Annotated in this window: 15 protein-coding genes and 1 riboswitch; of the genes, 14 read left to right on the top strand and 1 reads right to left on the bottom strand. The window is 39.0% G+C overall.

Annotated elements, in window-relative coordinates; all coding sequences use genetic code 11:
• Positions 1 to 141 precede the first annotated feature (141 nt).
• The gene (locus OU989_RS02335; RefSeq protein ID WP_274795508.1) at positions 142 to 2214 is read right to left on the bottom strand and encodes a transglycosylase domain-containing protein; all 2073 of its coding nucleotides are present in this window, start codon (positions 2212 to 2214) and stop codon (positions 142 to 144) included.
• Between the two features lie 317 nt (positions 2215 to 2531).
• Between OU989_RS02335 and speB the strand changes: the two genes are divergently transcribed.
• The 14 genes from speB to OU989_RS02405 all read left to right on the top strand — a co-directional run bounded on the left by speB (position 2532) and on the right by OU989_RS02405 (position 17529).
• The gene (gene speB / locus OU989_RS02340) at positions 2532 to 3404 is read left to right on the top strand and encodes an agmatinase (protein WP_274795509.1); all 873 of its coding nucleotides are present in this window, start codon (positions 2532 to 2534) and stop codon (positions 3402 to 3404) included.
• Positions 3405 to 3609: 205 nt separating this feature from the next.
• A complete protein-coding gene (locus tag OU989_RS02345; protein WP_274795510.1) occupies positions 3610 to 3888 on the top strand; it encodes a hypothetical protein in 279 nt (92 codons plus the stop codon).
• Positions 3889 to 3911: 23 nt separating this feature from the next.
• The gene (gene yidC / locus OU989_RS02350; protein WP_274795511.1) at positions 3912 to 4544 is read left to right on the top strand and encodes a membrane protein insertase YidC; all 633 of its coding nucleotides are present in this window, start codon (positions 3912 to 3914) and stop codon (positions 4542 to 4544) included.
• Between the two features lie 154 nt (positions 4545 to 4698).
• Positions 4699 to 5130, top strand: a complete 432-nt coding sequence (locus tag OU989_RS02355) for a YwiB family protein (RefSeq protein ID WP_274795512.1) — start codon at positions 4699 to 4701, stop codon at positions 5128 to 5130.
• Complete coding sequence (argS, locus tag OU989_RS02360) at positions 5130 to 6797, top strand: arginine--tRNA ligase (RefSeq protein ID WP_274797263.1); 1668 nt, start codon at positions 5130 to 5132, stop codon at positions 6795 to 6797. The genes OU989_RS02355 and argS overlap by 1 nt, the downstream gene beginning before the upstream one ends.
• Before the next feature lie 44 nt (positions 6798 to 6841).
• Positions 6842 to 6970 (top strand): hypothetical protein, encoded by a 129-nt coding sequence (locus OU989_RS02365; protein WP_274795513.1) that lies wholly within the window; start codon positions 6842 to 6844, stop codon positions 6968 to 6970.
• 118 nt (positions 6971 to 7088) lie between these two features.
• Positions 7089 to 7478 (top strand): MerR family transcriptional regulator, encoded by a 390-nt coding sequence (locus OU989_RS02370; RefSeq protein ID WP_274795514.1) that lies wholly within the window; start codon positions 7089 to 7091, stop codon positions 7476 to 7478.
• A complete protein-coding gene (locus tag OU989_RS02375; protein ID WP_274795515.1) occupies positions 7471 to 8973 on the top strand; it encodes a class I adenylate-forming enzyme family protein in 1503 nt (500 codons plus the stop codon). Before OU989_RS02370 ends, OU989_RS02375 begins: the two co-directional genes overlap by 8 nt.
• 1 nt (position 8974) lies before the next feature.
• Positions 8975 to 10642 carry an acyl-CoA dehydrogenase family protein gene (locus OU989_RS02380; RefSeq protein WP_274795516.1) on the top strand — a complete coding sequence of 556 codons (1668 nt, stop codon included), beginning with the start codon at positions 8975 to 8977 and terminating at the stop codon, positions 10640 to 10642.
• A gap of 57 nt (positions 10643 to 10699) precedes the next feature.
• A riboswitch (cobalamin riboswitch) is annotated at positions 10700 to 10883 on the top strand.
• Between the two features lie 142 nt (positions 10884 to 11025).
• Positions 11026 to 11994: an ABC transporter substrate-binding protein gene (locus OU989_RS02385; RefSeq protein ID WP_274795517.1), complete on the top strand. Its 969-nt coding sequence runs from the start codon at positions 11026 to 11028 to the stop codon at positions 11992 to 11994.
• Complete coding sequence (locus OU989_RS02390) at positions 11991 to 12992, top strand: FecCD family ABC transporter permease (protein WP_274795518.1); 1002 nt, start codon at positions 11991 to 11993, stop codon at positions 12990 to 12992. Before OU989_RS02385 ends, OU989_RS02390 begins: the two co-directional genes overlap by 4 nt.
• On the top strand, positions 12989 to 14449 hold the full coding sequence (locus OU989_RS02395) for an adenosylcobinamide amidohydrolase (protein WP_274795519.1): 1461 nt from the start codon (positions 12989 to 12991) through the stop codon (positions 14447 to 14449). Before OU989_RS02390 ends, OU989_RS02395 begins: the two co-directional genes overlap by 4 nt.
• Positions 14450 to 14461: 12 nt before the next feature.
• The gene (locus OU989_RS02400) at positions 14462 to 15025 is read left to right on the top strand and encodes a cob(I)yrinic acid a,c-diamide adenosyltransferase (RefSeq protein ID WP_004231536.1); all 564 of its coding nucleotides are present in this window, start codon (positions 14462 to 14464) and stop codon (positions 15023 to 15025) included.
• Between the two features lie 269 nt (positions 15026 to 15294).
• Positions 15295 to 17529 carry a heterodisulfide reductase-related iron-sulfur binding cluster gene (locus OU989_RS02405; RefSeq protein ID WP_274795520.1) on the top strand — a complete coding sequence of 745 codons (2235 nt, stop codon included), beginning with the start codon at positions 15295 to 15297 and terminating at the stop codon, positions 17527 to 17529.
• Positions 17530 to 17670 lie beyond the last annotated feature (141 nt).

Below are 17670 nucleotides of genomic sequence, written 5' to 3' on the forward strand. Positions count from 1 at the left end.
CGAACCATAAAAAGAAAAGCTTTCTGTTCCCACGGACATGTTTCCGGGGAAGAGAAAGCTTTTCTTATTTTTTTGTCTATTCGTTACTTTGTCGAGAGCCTTCATAACATAGAACGTGTAATGCTCAAAAAGGTTTCCGAATTATTGCTTATTTTTTTCATCGCCTTTGAAAAGTGAGAATGGAAGCATGTTCCAAAACTCTCCCCATGTATTACTGTCAAGAATATCGAAGTTTGTACATTTTTCAGTTGGTACATCTTTTGATTCAACATAGATAAGACGCTGTTTAGGACAAGCATCAGTCGCTAGTTTCCCTGTTTCGATATCAATGACAACGCCTTCTACACCTTTAGGTTTTTTAAAATCTTCATTTTTTGTTCCTTTGTTGACAGTTTCCATAAAGTCGATCCAAATCTGTTTTGTGGCAGAAGTGTCTTCCTTTGTTGTAAGGTTTTTACCCTGGTCGTAGCCATTCCATACACCAGCAGTTAGGCTTGGTGTGAAACCAATTAGCCATTGGTCACTATTAGTAGAGCCTGATTTGGCAGCATAAGTATGTGTCATTCGTGAACGGATACTAATTCCTGTAGCAGGTGAATAATCACTGAACACAGGGTCGAAAATACCTGTCATCATTTCAGTTAAAATGAATGCATTTTCTTTTGAAATAGCCTTCTCAGCCTTGCTTGTAACATCTTTGTTTTCATAAATAACATCGCCATTTGCATTTTTAATGGACACAATTGTTGTTGGAATGGTTTGCTGTCCCTGCGACGCTAAAATATTATAAGCATTTGTCATTTCATATAGCGTCGTTTCAATTGTACCAAGTGCGATTGATAAATTATCTTTCGCACCAATCCCTACGCTAAAACGGTTTGCCATATCATGAAATTCCTTGAAGCCGATGTCCTCTAATGTTTTAACCGCGTATATATTATCTGAAATAGCAATTGCTTGCGCCATTGTCATATCATGATCTGCAAACTGACCATTGACGTTTTTAGGTGCATACGTTCCACGACCATTATCATAAGTAAAGGTCGTTTCACCGACATCTAAAAAAGTAAGTGGTGTGTAGCCATTTTCTAGTGCGGCCGCATACAATATCGGCTTTATAGTAGAACCTGGTTGACGTTTAGCTTGCGTTACACGGTTAAATGAGCTCACTGAATAATCACGGCCTCCAACTAATGCAGTAACAGCACCTGTTTTCGATTCCATACTAACGAATGCTGTTTGGAGATCATTCGCAGGCATATTTTTTGCAACTGCTTCTTCAGCTGCTTTTTGATGCTCCAGGTTAAGCGTCGTTTGAATCGTCCAGCCACCTTCACTAATATCGAGATTTTTTGTTTTTAAAATTTCACTGGCCTCTTGCCAAGCAACATCAAGGAAATAAGGAGCGACAGATTTTGTTGCAACCCAACTATCATTTTTTAAGACAAGCTGTTCATTTTCAGCACGTGTTTTTTCCTCTTGTGAAATAGCCCCTTGATCTGCCATAAGCTTTAAAATAACATGTTGGCGATTTGTAGCCTTTTCTAAATTGGCAATCGGCGAATAGATACTTGGTCCCTTTGGAACACCCGTTAACATGGCTGCTTCTGCAAGGGTTAAATCGCTGGCAGATTTCCCGAAGTAAAACCGACTCGCAGCTTCCACACCATACATGCCGTGACCATAGTAGACAGTATTTAAATATCCCTCTAGTATTTCGTCCTTATCATAAAAAACTTCTAATCTATAAGCATAAAGGGCTTCATTTAACTTACGTGTCCAAGATTTTTCATGGGAAAGATAAAGGTTACGTGCATATTGCTGCGTAATTGTACTAGCTCCTTGGACCTTTCCACCAGCTTTAATATCCACTAAAATGGCACCAGCAATACGTGAATAATCAAAACCGCCATGTTTATAAAAATCTTTATCCTCAACAGCAACTACTGCTTCTTTTAAATAAGGTGACATCTCATCGAGACCAACCCAATAACGTCGTTGATTTGTAAAGTGGTCCCCAATTTGGTTCTCATTTTCATCTAAGAAGATGGAGGCTTTCGGTACGGTTAAAGGCGGTGCACCAGCCACTTGAACATAGATGCGGAGAGCGACAAATGCTACGACAATTGCAGATGCAAAGGCGACAAAAAGAGTAAGGGTTTTACGGGTGCGCTTTACACGCTTTTGCTTTCGATGATAGCTTTTTCGTTTCATCCGACTTCACCTCGTTTTCTCACAACTTCGAATTTAGCTTTAGTATGTGTTCGAACAATCATCTTTAATCGAAATTCTAACTAAAAACTATTGCACTTTATTCAAAAACATCTATACTTTTTTTGTACTACTTGAAACGCAAGCATTCGACATAAACGTCACACCTTGTAGATTTTAATCGAAATTTGCTAGACGTTCCAATAATGTATACGAGGATGAAAGGATACAGGTTTCATTACAATCCTGTAAGCCATAATAGAGGAAATTGAAGAATAGCGATGAACAAAAACATATTTTAATGATTCGGAGGGCTAGCAATGAGATTTGATGAAGCTTATTCAGGAAATGTTTTTATAAAAAGTCACCCTACTTATGAGGATGCACAAGCAGTTATTTATGGGATGCCAATGGATTGGACAGTAAGTTATCGTCCAGGATCACGCTTCGGTCCACAACGTATTCGTGAGGTATCAATTGGTCTTGAAGAGTACAGCCCATATTTAGATCGTGAGCTTGAAGAAGTTAAGTACTTCGATGCAGGTGATATTCCACTACCTTTCGGGAATGCACAGCGTTCATTAGATGAAATTGAAAAGTTCATTGAAAAATTATTAGCGGATGGCAAAGTTCCAGTTGGTATGGGAGGGGAACATTTAGTGTCTTGGCCTGTCATGAAGGCTGTTTCTGCTAAATACGATGACCTTGCGATTATTCACTTTGATGCACATACGGATTTACGTGTGGAATATGAAGGAGAGCCACTTTCTCACTCAACACCAATCCGTAAAATTGCAGAACATATCGGACCAAAGAATGTCTATTCATTTGGCATTCGTTCAGGCATGAAAGAAGAATTTGAATGGGCGAAGGAAAACGGCATGCACATTTCAAAATTTGAAGTGCTTGAACCATTAAAAGAAGTGCTACCAACATTAGCTGGACGCAATGTTTATGTAACAATCGATATTGATGTTTTAGATCCAGCCCATGCACCAGGTACTGGGACGGTTGATTGTGGTGGTATTACATCCAAAGAATTACTAGCCTCTATCCATGCTATTGCAGCAAGTGGTGTAAATGTTGTAGGCTTTGACCTTGTAGAAGTAGCACCAATCTACGACTCATCAGAAATGACAGCAAACACAGCCTCTAAATTATTACGTGAAATGATTTTAGGCTGGGTAAAATAAGTAAAATAGCGATTTGTTGGGGTTAGCTAAGGCTAGCCCCATTTTTATATTTAAGACAATAAAATTGAAACTTATTTCAATTACTTTCGTATAAGAAAAATAGAGTAAAAAGAAATAATCTAAGGACATGATTTCAATGGATAGTATCCGTACCTGAAATCATGTTTATTCCTAGCTAACGTAATAAAAATAGGGAAGGAGGAGTATGATGATTTGGTCACTTCTCATCAATGATTTATTCATCTTTGTCAGTACAATGGAATACTTTTGGCTATTAGCTTCTTTACTTTTAACTGTACTAAGTGTTCATTTGCATTTGTATTTAGTTAATAAAATAACCATTCAAGAAGTGAAGGACGAAGAGTTTGAAGTTGACTATAATATCACGAATACTTGGACTCCACCTATGTTAACGTGGTTTGTTCTTTGTATTAGAACGTCAGAAGATAATGAGGAAGAAAGTGTCTCTCCTAGTTTCATTTAAAGTTTAAACTAGGAGGAATAGCATTGTTAACATTTTTAGCACAACCTATCATTTACCTCATACATTTCATCCATTCTTTCACAGGAAGCTATGCGATTAGTGTTATTGGTATTACGATAGCGGTAAGATTAATGCTTATGCCGTTATTTATTCGATCGGCTCAACACCAAAAGCGTTCAAAAGAATTAATGACGTCAATTAAGCCTGAATTAGATGCGCTAACTGCTAAGTTTAAGAATAGTAATAACGAATCTGAAAAAATAAAGGTTCAACATCAAATTCAGGAGTTAACAGCAGGTTCTTTAAAAAGTTCGTTATTAGGTTGTTTGCCAATCATTATTCAATTACCTATATTATTTTCACTGTATTATGCGATTAAACTAGATTCAGTTATCGCAAGTGAAAATTTCCTTTGGATGAATTTAGGTACGATAGATATTGGCATTTCGATGATTGCTTGTTTGATCTATTTAATTCAAAGCTGCATTTCTTTAGAAAAAAGCCAGCCATTAAATATGAAGGTTATGGTGTTCGTTAATCCAATCATGATCCTTATTTTTAGTTTGTTCAACCCTGCGATTATTCCAATATACTGGACTGTTAGTGCTTTATTATTAATGATTCAACAATTGATTATAAAAAAAAGGTATAGATAGAATGATAAAGTCCTCTCTTAATAAAGGGAGGATTTTTAATTTTTCCATATAAACACAGCAGATGTGTTCTAGTTGACTTCTACCTTGAAAAAACATCCGTATTCATCCTATAATAAAAAGGTTATAGTAAAAGACTAAAAAGGGAGCGTCCGTTATGGCGAACGATGTAAGATCGCAAGTGAACATTAAGCTCATTTCTACAATTCATCCAAGCGATGGAGAGTCCGAAAGTTATGAAATGTGGCTTAAAGGGCAGCTACTTGAAAAAGCAGGAAGCTTGTATTTGAAATATGAAGAGGTGCAGGAGGATAAAACCATCCGCACAACGATGAAATTAGGTCAAGAGAAGGCACTCATTATGCGTGCTGGAGCGGTTAATATGCGGTTACCACTTAACATAATTGAACAACAAATGGGACATTATGAGAGTGAGTTCGGTTCCATGCCACTCGTTATAGATACGAAGAAAATGACATTTACGAAGCAGGCAGTAGGCGGAGATTTCCATGTACAGTACGATTTACTAATGGGTGGGCAATCCGTTGGCAACTATACATTAGATATTACATTTACGGAGGTACAATGATGAACGCAGTAGAACAAGTACAACAGGCTATAAAAGCAGCACTAGCTCAAGCTGTTGAAAAAGCTGGCTTAGTGGAGGCTGGCACAGAATTAACGATTCACCTGGAAACACCAAAGGATAAAGCAAATGGTGACTATGCAACTAACATTGCGATGCAATTAACGAAGCTTGCTAAAAAGCCACCACGTGCCATTGCAGAAGCTATTTTAGAAAACCTTGATACAGCTGGAACAGATATCGAAAAAATCGACATTGCTGGTCCTGGTTTCATGAATATTACCGTGCGTAAAGATTTCCTAACAGGGGTAGTTACACAGGTCCTTGAGCAAGGCGCTGACTATGGTCGTTCAAATGCTGGCGCAGGTGAAAAAATTCAAGTGGAGTTCGTTTCTGCGAACCCTACAGGGGATCTTCATTTAGGACATGCGCGTGGAGCATCTGTCGGAGATTCATTGTGTAATGTATTAGATATGGCTGGTTACAATGTCTCACGTGAGTACTATATTAATGATGCAGGAAATCAAATTAATAACCTTGCTTATTCATTAGAAGCACGCTATAAGCAAGCGTTAGGACTAGATGCTGAAATGCCAGAGGACGGCTACCATGGCCAAGATATTATTGATATCGCTGGCAAGCTTGTGAAAGAGCATGGGGATGCTATTCTTGCAAAATCAGATGAAGAGCGTTTTGCATTCTTCCGCCAGCACGGTTTGGCGTTGGAATTAGATAAATTAAAAACAGACTTAGCAAACTTCCGCGTGAACTTTGATGTTTGGTATTCAGAAACATCTCTATATGAAAACGGTAAAATTGAAGTAGCTTTAGATAAATTAAAAGCAAATGGCCATGTGTTTGAAGAGGATGGTGCCACTTGGTTCCGCTCTACAACATTTGGGGATGATAAAGACCGTGTGTTAATTAAAAATGATGGGTCTTTCACATATTTAACGCCAGATATTGCTTACCATGAGGATAAAATTGTTCGTGGCTTCGATAAGTTAATCAATATTTGGGGAGCTGACCACCACGGGTATATTCCACGTATGAAAGCAGCGATTCAAGCACTTGGCTATGATCGCGATACATTAGAAGTTGAAGTGATTCAAATGGTTCAGCTTTATAAAAACGGAGAAAAATTCAAGATGTCTAAACGTACAGGGAACGCAGTAACGATGCGTGAGCTTGTTGAAGAGGTAGGCCTTGACGCAGTTCGTTACTTCTTCGTGAAAACAGCTGGCGATTCTCATATGGACTTTGATCTTGATCTTGCTGTATCACAATCTAATGAAAACCCAGTGTACTATGCACAATATGCACATGCACGTATTTCGTCTATTTTACGTTCAGCAAATGAGCAAGGTTTTGCTGCCACAACAGAACATTTGAATCTGTTAACAGCAGAAAAAGAAATTGATTTACTGAAAAAAATCGGCGATTTCCCGAGAGTGGTTGCTGAAGCAGCGAAACACCGTACACCTCACCGTATCGCAAACTATATTCAAGAAACAGCAGCTGCATTCCATAGTTTCTATAATGCAGAAAAAGTATTAGATGCTTCAAACAAAGAATTAACAGAGGCTCGTTTAGCATTAATTACAGCTGTACGCACAACAATTGCCAACGCACTGCGTTTAATCGGCGTATCTGCACCAGAAAAAATGTAATCCTTTTTAAGCTCCTAACATGAAATGTGTTAGGGGCTTTTTTGATGGATAAAAAGCGAAAAGTGAGCGATAGATTTCTAAAAGTGACGGATAGAGCAATGAAAATGATGGATAAAGCTCCAAAAGTGGTGGATAGAGCACTGAAAATGTCTGATAAACCTACAACTGAATGAAGAGAACACTAGATTATCTGCTTCACTCTTAATTTTTCTGGAAATTTCGAAAATTTTGTTGAACTTTACGTTAACGTCAATGGTATACTGTTGCCAATTAGGAGAGGGGGGGATGGCTTTGATAACAATTCAGGAGGTAGCAAAGCAGTTTAATGTGTCAACACGTACTATTCGTTATTATGAGGAACTTGGTCTTCTTTGTCCCCATCGTTCATCTACCAATCAACGAACCTTTTCAAGGAAAGAATTGGCGAAGCTCAAGCTTATATTCAGAGGAAAGCGTTACGGCTTTTCGTTAGAAGAAATTAAGGAAATGGTTTTACTGTTTGATTTTGATCGTTCGGGTATTCAGCAATTGGAGCGAACCGTTGAATACGGAGAACAAAAAATTCAAGAGATAGATCACAAAATAGCCGAGCTTACACAAATGAAGCAGGAGTTACAACAAATGCATAGCATGTTTAATGAAAAATTAGCGACTTTAAAGGGAGAGATGCACGATGAATAGTTCCAATTTGTTAGCACGTAATGCCCGTAAGTATCCAAAAAAAGAAGCCGTTATTTGTCATGGCAGAAGAGTGAATTACCTTGATTTAGATGAGCAAGTGACGCGATTTAGTCATGCCTTGCTGGAGCAAGGAGTAAAGCAGGGTGATAAGATTTTAATCTTTATGCCGAACACTTTAGAGTTTGTTGTGAGTTATTTTGCCATTCAGCGTATCGGAGCTATTGTTGTTCCAGTTAATGCGAAATTTACATTGCAGGAGGTCGAATATGTGGCGCAGCATGCCGAAGCGAAAGCCATTGTCGTTCATGAGGCCATTTTTACTGCAGTCGAGCATCTAGCTATTGTCCCAATAAAAATTAAAACAGGCTCAGAAAAAGCAGGCTGGCTTCATTATGAAACGATGATACAAGATGCTAGTACACAACTGATAGATTGTCAGCTTCATGAAGATGACGCTTCGACTATTTTGTATACTTCAGGTACAACAGGTAAACCAAAGGGTGTGTTATTTAGCTATCGTAATATATTAACAGTGGCACAAATGATAGCGGTTGAAATGGAAGTTAAGCCTGAGAGTCGGATTTTGCTCATGATGCCATTAACACACTCGGCACCATTGCATTTATTTTTAATGGCAGGCGTATTAGTAGGTTCGACAAATGTGTTAACACCAACTTTTACTCCTGATCTATTTATTGATTCAATTGAACAGGAAAAAACAACGCATTTCTTTGGTGCACCTGTTGCTTATCTATTAACAGCGCAGATGCCAAGATTGAAATCAGCTGATTTGTCTTCAATGAAGTGGTGGGTCTATGGTGGTGCACCCTTATCCCAGCAAGAGGTTCGTTTCATTCAACAAGCATTTCGAACAAGTAATTTAACTTGTGTGTATGGCTTAACGGAGGCGGGACCAAGTGGCTCATTATTGTTTGGGAAGGAACATGAAACAAAGGCAGGTAGTATTGGTCAGCGGGCCCCGCTTGGTACAGAATTAAAAATTGTCAATGATAATGGAGAAGATGTAAGTGTTGGTGAAGTAGGGGAAATTGTATTACTAGGTGAGGGGAATATGCTTGGCTACTACAAGAATGAGGTAGCGACTAATGCGGCCTTTATAAATGGTTGGTTGAAAACAGGGGACTTAGCTCGAATGGATGAGGACGGCTTTATTTGGATTGTTGATCGGAAAAAAGATGTGATTATTTCGGGCGGTGTCAATATTTATCCGAAAGAAATAGAAGATTGCCTATTAGGCTATGAGGGCATATTTGAAGTGGCAGTTATTGGTGTACCACATCCGCAATGGGGAGAAACGGTGAAGGCGGTTTATTCTGCTAATCAAGAAATTAATGAAAATGCTTTAAAAGAATATTTAGAGGACCATCTTGCGAAGTATAAAATTCCACGCATTTTTGAAAAAGTGAAAGCGCTACCACGAAATGCTTCAGGCAAAATTTTAAAACAATCCTTGAAGGGACAAGAGGTGAGATAGTATGAAAGTTTTACAACAGGAGAAAACGCGGCCGACGAATTTTTTTACAGATGATGAGACGCTCCAAAAAGTGATAGAAATGATGTTAGATCAAGAGTTTTTATCCTACGCAAAGCAAGAGCTAGCGGATTTCGGGGAGCTATGTGCAGGTGATATTGATGCAAGAGCGAAACATACAGATCGACAGGGGGAGCCTCGCCTTCAAAGGTATGATGCTTATGGTGAAGAGATATCAGAGGTTTGGGTCAATGATGGCTACAAAAAAACAATTGAGGAGACATATAATACAGGCATTGTTGGCTACGTGCACAAGGATATTCCGCAGCTAGGGCGCAAAGGAAATTATGTCTATAGCTTTGCGCAAGGCTATTTGCTGTCCCATGCAGAGCCAGGTTTTTATTGTCCTGTGACATTAACAATGGCTACTGCCTATCTATTAGATCATTATGCTGATGACGAGGTTAAACAGCGTTTCTTACCACATGTTTGTGCAACAGGTGATACAGAGTTATATGAAGGAGCAACATTTTTAACTGAACGTCAAGGGGGCTCAGATGTAGGGGCGAATGTTGTGGAAGCGAGAAGGGAAGGCAATGAATTTCGCCTCTATGGTGAAAAATACTTCGCTTCCAATGCCGGTATGTGTGGGGTAGCAATGGTGTTGGCACGTCTAGAAGGTGCACAAGCAGGCTCTAAAGGATTAACCTTATTTGCTGTTCCTTGGCGTAAAGAAGACGGAACGGCAAATCATCTACGTATTCGACGACTAAAAGATAAGTTGGGTGTTCGGGCAGTTCCATCTGGTGAGGTTGAATTTGATGGTGCACTTGCTTATGTTGTAGGTGAACAAAGTAAGGGGATTTATTATATGCTGGAGGCACTGAATCTCTCAAGAATTTGCAATGCCGTAGCATCGATTGGGATTATGCGTCGAGGTTTCTTAGAGGCGAAGCATTATGTGACAAATCGATATGCATTTGGCAAGCCTTTAACACAATACCCAATGATTCAAGATACATTAGGGAAATTTGCAGCTAAGCTACATGTAGAAGTAGCGACCGTTTTTGATCTTATTCAATTATACGATAAAGTAACGAATGGGCATGGAACACAACAAGATGTTATTATGAATCGTTTATATATTGCCATTATGAAAAAGGAAACGGCAGAGCAAGCGGTTCATTATGCTAGTGAAGCAATTGAATTACATGGTGGCAATGGTTATATTGAGGACTTTGTGACACCGCGCTTACTGAGAGATGCTCAAGTGTTGACGGTATGGGAGGGCACGGCTAATATTCTGGCGTTAGAGCTTATTCGGTTAGTGGATAAGTTTCAGGCACATGAGCTTTTTGTCAATGAGATGGAAGAACGGTTAGAAAAATTAACAGATAGCGCTTTGGTGCAAATTGTGAGAGAGCAATTGGTGAAACTAGCTGGGATCTTACAAATTTTTAGTGCTTTAGATGATGCCACGAAAACATTTGAAGCAAAAGATGTTGCAAAGAAAATGGCGCTGTTATATGAAAGTGTCGTAGCAGTTGAATGGGCGCAAAAATTTGGTGGAAAGTATGAAAAGCTTGCGGACGTTTATTTAGAACAGGCATGGTCATTGCGACAAATTGGAGATCAGATGAAAACCGTACAATATTTTTCTGATATTGTATAGAAGCTAGAAGTCGTCTTGAATAGGGGCGACTTTTTTTCGTTTTCATGTATAATAAAATCAACTGAATAGTATAAAGGTTCTTTACTTAAGTAAAGTGAAAAGGGAAAACGGTGTAATTCCGATGCGGTCCCGCCACTGTAAATGTGAGTTTTTTCAAAAGATGCCACTGATGATATTCGGGAAGGCTTGAAAAGACGTAATAAGCATAAGCCAGGAGACCTGCCTTTATAGTATAGACATAACAGCCTACGAGGATAGGGTGGTGGATTTTGTATCAGTTCTTTGGTGCAATGTTAACCCCTCATCATTCGTAGATTAGGGGTCTTATTTGTGTAGGAGAATTTCTGCCCAAATAAAGCACAGATCAACGAAGGAGGATTCACATGAAGAAATTTTGGAAGATAGGATTATCAGCATTTTTAACACTAGGGTTGCTAGCTGCCTGTGGCCAAGAGGAGAAAAACGACAAGTCGTCTAATGAACCGCAAACACAGCAAGAGACATCACAGGTGGACGAAGCAACTTTCCCAATGACCATAACAGATGCCATTGGCAAGGATATAACACTAGAAGCTCCTCCAGAGAAAATTGTTTCACTTATTCCAAGTAATACTGAAATATTATTTAGCCTTGGTTTAAAAGATGAAATAGTAGGGGTTACAGACAACGATGATTATCCACCAGAGGTAGCTGAAAAGGAAAAGGTTGGCGGTATGGAATACAATATTGAAAAAATTATTGCCCTCAACCCAGATATCGTTTTTTCACATGAATCTAGCATGTCTCTTTCAGAAGCAGCGATTGAACAGCTTGAGTCAGCGGGTGTAAAAGTATTTGTCGTCAATAATGCACAAGATTTTAATGAGACATACACGACGATTGAGCAGCTTGGTCGAGCTACAGGGAAATTGCCAGAGGCTGAAGAAGTTATTGCCAACATGAAGGCGAAGGTAGAAGAAGTGCTGGCCAAAGTAAAAGATGTTGAACCAAAGAAAGTGCTAGTAGAAGCATCTGATGAGCCAGATATCTATACAGCTGGGAATGGTACGTTTATGAACGCGATGCTTGAAATGATCCATGCAGAAAATGTAGCGGCAGATGCTGATGATTGGTATAAAATTGATGCAGAACAGATTATCGCTAAAAATCCAGATGTCATCGTGGTGACATATCACTATGTACCAGATATTTTAACTAAAATACCACAGCGTGCTGGCTTCGATACAATTAATGCTGTGAAAAATAAAGCAATTGTACAAGTAGATGAAAACACAACAAGTCGTCAAGGTCCTCGTTTAGGAGAAGGTCTTGAAGAATTAGCAAAAGCGATCTATCCAGAGGTATTTAAGTGAAAAAAATAGCAGTAGCCTATTTAGTAACAGGCACGCTTCTTCTTATTAGCATCTGGTGTGGCGTAGCAATAGGCTCAGTGCATATTCCATTTGAAGTATTGTGGAATCAGGCGGTTGATGAAACAGCCGCCAATATCTTTTGGAAAATCCGCTTGCCACGTGTATTGTTAGCGGGACTAGTAGGGGCTTCTCTTGCTATTGCAGGAGCTGCCTTTCAAGGTTTGCTAAAAAATCCATTAGCAGATCCATATACACTAGGTGTTTCATCTGGTGCTTCGGTTGGTGCTGTAATGACGATCTTTTTTAGCCTATCTATACCTATTGTAGGTTTATATGCATTACCCATTTTTAGTATGATTGGCGCTATTATCACGATGGTAGTTGTGATGAGTTTTGCTAGAATGGTAGACCGTTCATTAAAAATGGAGACATTGATATTAACAGGTGTTATTTTTAGTTCATTTTTAGGTTCACTCATTTCTTTAATGATTGCTTTATCTGGTGAAGAGCTACGCCAAGTCGTTGGTTGGTTACTTGGATCTGTATCAATGCGTGGATGGCCATATGTCCAAATGATTATCCCGTTTGTTTTGATTGGCTCACTTATGCTATGGACACAAAGAAGAGAGCTAAATGTTTTATTATATGGTGAAGAGAGAGCGAAACATCTTGGGGTTAATGTAAAGCGGAGTAAGCATTTGATTTTAGCAGGTGGGTCCATGTTAACGGGAGCGGCTGTAGCGGTTTCTGGGACAATTGGTTTTGTAGGCTTAGTTGTGCCGCATATGACAAGAATGATTTGGGGTTCTGATCATCGCCATTTATTGCCATTATCATTTTTAAATGGCGCCACATTACTGATTATTTGCGATTTAGTAGCACGAACAATTATCTTGCCCAGAGAGCTACCAATTGGTGTGATTACAGCATTTATCGGAGCACCTGTTTTCTCCTACATATTTTATAAGCAACGAAGAAGCAAGGGGGTACGGGCATGATTGTGGTCGAACATCTATCAGGTGGCTATGAAGACGTAGCAATCGTCAAGGATATAAGCTTCACTGTTGAGAAGGGGAAAATTCTAGGTATTCTAGGACCGAATGGTAGTGGGAAATCCACATTATTAAAGGTAATGAGTGGTATACTACCAGCTATTGATGGAACAATTACTATAGATGGGAAAAATATCCTTTCCTATAATGCTCGTGCTTTGGCGAAAAAGATGGCTGTACTACCTCAGCTTCATGCAAATGCTTTTTCAAACAGTGTGAGAGAGGCCGTTTCACTTGGGCGCTACCCGCATCAAACAGGTTTTTTCTCGAGTTGGTCTGAACAGGACGAACAGGCTGTACAACATGCTATGCTACAAACAGGCGTGAAGCGTTATGAGCATACTGCCATGGAATTTTTATCTGGCGGTGAACAGCAAAGAGTTTTTGTTGCACAAGCATTAGCTCAAACAGCTGAAATTTTACTGCTGGATGAACCAACGAATCATCTTGATATTGCACACCAACGTCAAATTTTAGATTTGGTTCGGCAGGAAGCTGTGGAGTGTGGTTTAACGGTAGTGATGGTCCTACACGATATGAATTTAGCCTCTCTTTATTGTGATGAATTATTGCTTATGGAAGGCGGACAAATGAGAGCACTTGGTGAACCACATGAAGTATTAGTTGCTTCCCAAATCGAAGAAGTTTATCAAGCTCGAGTGACTACCTATGCCCATCCTGAATTACCAAAACCACAAATTACAATGATGCCCTCAGCTACCGATTTTCAGGAGCGGGCTGTCATCAAAAAGGAACATTTCACCATAACAGAACATTATATTCAACTCAAGACAGAGATTCCTTTAAAAACAGTATCCTCTGCTGTTCATAATCCTGGTATCGGCTGGCATAACTGCTTATTAAATCGCTCTGTACCTAGTGATTATGTCATTAGTGATGTGAAGAGAGAAGTCAACGAGTTTTTGCGTAAGGGTAAATTTTCGCCTACAAATACGGTTGTTATGTTAACAGCAGTACCAACATCTCTAGTAGCAATGAATGAATTTTCTGCTCCTTTTGGCAGTATGATAGTAGCTGTAACAGCTGGTGTAGGGAATGCGGTTGATGTGTCACGTGTACATGAAAGACAGGATGATCCATATATTGGTACTATTAATACATGGGTCATTATCAATGGCTGTTTATCAGAGGAAGCATTTTTTCAGGCAATGATGACAGCTACTGAGGCAAAAACGAAAGCTTTACATTCAGAAAATATACGTGACGAGCGTAGTGGAACCATTGCTACAGGAACTGCTACAGACAGTCTTTTAATTGCAGCGACGCAAAAAGGGGAAGAAATGCTGTATGGTGGTCCAATTACAGAGGTTGGTAAAATGATTGCTAAAGGTGTTTATGAGACAACGGTTCAGGCAATCAGAAATTATAAAAATTCATTTTAGGAGATGAGAGAAATGAAGCTTTACACGAAAACAGGTGATACAGGGAAAACAAGTCTTATTGGAGGTCGCGTTGATAAAGATAGTTTGCGTGTTGAAACATATGGGGCGATTGATGAATTAAACTCCTTTATTGGTAAGGCTGTTAGTGAATTAGATCAAGCGCTTTTCAAGGATATTTTGACAGACCTAGAAACAATTCAGCATGAACTATTCGATGCAGGTGGAGATTTAGCCAATGTGATGAAAGAGCGCCACTATAAATTAACAGAACAACCAATTGAGGTGCTTGAAGCACGTATTGATGCATTATCCGATGAAGCACCACCGTTACAACGCTTTATATTGCCAGGAGGTGCACCAGCAGCTGCTACTTTACACATTGCTCGTACAGTTGCACGTCGAGCAGAGCGTGAAATGGTAACGCTTATGAAGGAAGTTGAGGATGTGCCAAAGGTTGTTCAAAAATATTTAAATCGATTATCAGATTACTTATTTGCTGCTGCACGTGTTGTGAATGCTCGATTAAATGTAGCAGATGTAGAATATATTCGTAGCGGCAATGTCTTTAAAAAATAAAATGTAATTTAATGTTGTATCAGTGAATCTCTAGTTGTAATTGATTAGGAAAGTAAAAAATGCTACTTTGAAAAAAATTCAGGGTGGCTTTTTTTCTTGTAAAATGTAAGAATATAAAATTATCAGAAATATTTCCGTTTTATGTTGACTGAATGCTCACTCATTTATTAGAATAGGAATATAATGATAAAGTGACGTACATTTCCGTATGAACTAGCAAATTTTCCACAAAGAGAGAAAATGACGACAAACTAAAGGGGGGACCAACCATGAGTCCATTATTAATTGCTAACATTGTCTTAACAGTCGTGGTTGTGCTTTATGCAGTAGGATTGTTCTTCTATCTGTTAAAAACACGCTATAAATATGTGCAATTGGGGAAAAAGGTTGAGTTTGATGAAAGTGTTAAGGAACGACTTCGCTATATTATGGTCAATGTATTTGGTCAAAATAAGCTATTAAAGGATCCGAAAAGTGGATTAATTCACGTTATGTTTTTCTATGGGTTTTTAATGGTACAGCTAGGTGCTATTGATTTAATCTGGAAGGGGTTAGCACCAGGATCACATCTGCCATTAGGCATATTCTATGGTGTCTTTACATTCTTCCAAGAGCTTGTGGTTTTAATGATTTTAATCGCAGTAGTGTGGGCATTCTACCGACGCTATGTGGAAAAGCTAGTGCGTCTAAAGAGAGGATGGAAAAACGGTCTTGTATTAATTTTCATTGGGGGATTAATGGTATCAACATTACTTGCCAATGGTATGGGGTTAATTTGGCATGGTGAAGGATTAACGTATACAGAGCCAGTTGCTTCTAGCATTGCTGCTATTTTTGGTTTCTTACCTACATCAGTAGCTGCTGGAGTATTTTATGTCATGTGGTGGGCACACCTTTTAATTTTACTAACATTCCTTGTGTACGTTCCACAATCTAAGCATTTCCATTTAATTGTAAGTCCGCTTAACGTTTACATGAATCGTTTAGATCGCACAGGTACATTAACACCAATCGATTTTGAGGCTTTAGAAGAAGCTGGTGAAAACGTTGAAAGTGAAGAGGATATGCCTTCAATTGGGGTTGGGCGCATACAGGACTTCACGCAAAAGCAAATGCTAGATTTGTATTCTTGTGTAGAATGTGGGCGCTGTACAAATATGTGTCCAGCAACAGGAACAGGAAAAATGCTATCTCCAATGGATTTAATCGTAAAACTACGCGATCATCTAACATTTACTGGAGCTGTTGTAACGAAGCAAAAGCCTTGGGTACCATATCAATTCTTTGCCAATACAAAGGGTAATCAACTTGCAATGGCTGCTGGTGCTGAAGGTGCTGTGATTGAAGATATTTACAGTCCATCTTTAATTGGCGATGTCATTACGGAAGAAGAAATTTGGGCTTGTACGACTTGTCGTAACTGTGAGGATCAATGTCCAGTAATGAATGAGCATGTTGATAAAATCATTGACCTACGTCGTTATTTAACAATGACGGAAGGGAAAGTAAACCCAGATGCGCAACGTGCTATGACAAATATCGAGCGACAAGGAAACCCTTGGGGCTTAAACCGTAAAGAGAAAGAAAACTGGCGTGACCTTGATCCAACAATCCATATTCCAACAGTAAAAGAGCTGAAAAAATCTGGTGAGGAAATGGAGTACTTATTCTGGGTTGGCTCGATGGGGGCATTCGATAACCGTTCTCAAAAAATTGCTTTGGCGTTCTGCCGCTTATTAAACGAAGCTGGTGTGAAGTTTGCAATTTTAGGTAATAAAGAGAAAAACTCTGGGGATACACCTCGACGTTTAGGCAATGAATTTTTATTCCAGGAGCTAGCTACAGCAAATATTGATGAGTTTGTTAAAAACGATGTGAAAAAAATCGTAACAATTGACCCTCATGCTTACAACATCTTTAAAAACGAATATCAAGATTTTGGCTGGAAAGGTGAAGTTTATCACCATACTGAATTATTAAATCAGTTGATTGAAGAAAATCGTCTAGCGCTAAATTATGAGGTGCATGAAACAATTGTTTTCCATGATTCTTGTTACTTAGGACGTTATAACGATGTCTATGATGCTCCGCGTGAAATCTTACGAGGTATTCCAGGCGTGAAGCTTGTAGAAATGGAACGAAACCGCGAATCAGCTATGTGCTGTGGTGCTGGTGGAGGCTTAATGTGGATGGAAGAGCATGTCGGTAACCGCATTAACGTGGCGCGTACAGAGCAGGCTCTTGCAACAAATGCATCTGTTATTTCCTCTGGATGTCCTTACTGCTTAACAATGCTAGAGGATGGCACAAAGGCAAAAGAAGTGGAAGATTCAATTGGAACATTTGATGTTGCAGAATTACTAGAGCGATCAGTGTTTGGTGAAAAAGTGAAGGCTACAGAACAATCTTCTGAAGAAGCAAAAGAAGATACACTTGAAGAAGTCGTAGCGTCAGTAGAAAACATTCAACAAGACGAGAATGTTGAAGCAAACGCAGAAAAATGATCACTATTGCAGAAATATTTTAGTTATCTGAAAAATATAAATTGCACAATAAAAAATTGTTTTGTAGAATAAGATTAAATAGAAATGGGAGTTGAAATAACAAACTCCCATTTTTTATCGATAGGAGTCGAGCGAGCGTTC

The sequence above is a fragment of the Lysinibacillus irui genome, assembly GCF_028877475.1.
In the GTDB taxonomy this organism is placed as follows: domain Bacteria; phylum Bacillota; class Bacilli; order Bacillales_A; family Planococcaceae; genus Lysinibacillus; species Lysinibacillus irui.

What these genes read in the sequence shown, in the direction of transcription:
- OU989_RS02335 (WP_274795508.1), bottom strand. Translation starts at nt 2,214, where the DNA reads ATGAAACGAAAAAGCTATCATCGAAAGCAAAAGCGTGTAAAGCGCACC.
- speB (WP_274795509.1), top strand. Translation starts at nt 2,532, where the DNA reads ATGAGATTTGATGAAGCTTATTCAGGAAATGTTTTTATAAAAAGTCAC.
- OU989_RS02345 (WP_274795510.1), top strand. Translation starts at nt 3,610, where the DNA reads ATGATGATTTGGTCACTTCTCATCAATGATTTATTCATCTTTGTCAGT.
- OU989_RS02355 (WP_274795512.1), top strand. Translation starts at nt 4,699, where the DNA reads ATGGCGAACGATGTAAGATCGCAAGTGAACATTAAGCTCATTTCTACA.
- argS (WP_274797263.1), top strand. Translation starts at nt 5,130, where the DNA reads ATGAACGCAGTAGAACAAGTACAACAGGCTATAAAAGCAGCACTAGCT.
- OU989_RS02365 (WP_274795513.1), top strand. Translation starts at nt 6,842, where the DNA reads ATGGATAAAAAGCGAAAAGTGAGCGATAGATTTCTAAAAGTGACGGAT.
- OU989_RS02375 (WP_274795515.1), top strand. Translation starts at nt 7,471, where the DNA reads ATGAATAGTTCCAATTTGTTAGCACGTAATGCCCGTAAGTATCCAAAA.
- OU989_RS02380 (WP_274795516.1), top strand. Translation starts at nt 8,975, where the DNA reads ATGAAAGTTTTACAACAGGAGAAAACGCGGCCGACGAATTTTTTTACA.
- OU989_RS02385 (WP_274795517.1), top strand. Translation starts at nt 11,026, where the DNA reads ATGAAGAAATTTTGGAAGATAGGATTATCAGCATTTTTAACACTAGGG.
- OU989_RS02395 (WP_274795519.1), top strand. Translation starts at nt 12,989, where the DNA reads ATGATTGTGGTCGAACATCTATCAGGTGGCTATGAAGACGTAGCAATC.
- OU989_RS02400 (WP_004231536.1), top strand. Translation starts at nt 14,462, where the DNA reads ATGAAGCTTTACACGAAAACAGGTGATACAGGGAAAACAAGTCTTATT.
- OU989_RS02405 (WP_274795520.1), top strand. Translation starts at nt 15,295, where the DNA reads ATGAGTCCATTATTAATTGCTAACATTGTCTTAACAGTCGTGGTTGTG.